Consider the following 260-nt stretch of genomic DNA (forward strand, 5'->3'; position numbering starts at 1 on the left):
GTCCATCGAAGCCCCCTGCGCAGCGATCGCCGACACAGCGCGCGATGCGGCGAGTCCGAGGGCCCGCATGATGCCGACCTGGTCGACTTCTTCGGCGCTCGCCCAGCCGACGGCAGAGGCCTGCACCCACGCCGCTGCGCGTGCCGCGACATCGGGCCGACGCTTCTCCGTCACGAGCTTGGAATCACGCAGACCATCCGGCACGCGACGTCGCACGCCTGCCGCATCCATCATCGCGGCGCCGACGGCGACGGGACCGG

At 71.9% G+C, this 260-nt stretch carries 1 protein-coding gene; it reads right to left on the minus strand.

Annotation, left to right across the window (positions count from 1 at the left end; genetic code table 11):
- Positions 1–231 (minus strand): ribonuclease H family protein (locus SB773_RS32770; protein ID WP_410594570.1); only part of this gene is annotated, 231 nt, incomplete at its 3' end.
- Between the last annotated feature and the right edge of the window lie 29 nt (positions 232–260).

The sequence above is a fragment of the Bacillus sp. SIMBA_074 genome, assembly GCF_046534555.1.
Taxonomy (GTDB): Bacteria; Bacillota; Bacilli; order Bacillales; family Bacillaceae_G; genus Bacillus_A; species Bacillus_A mycoides.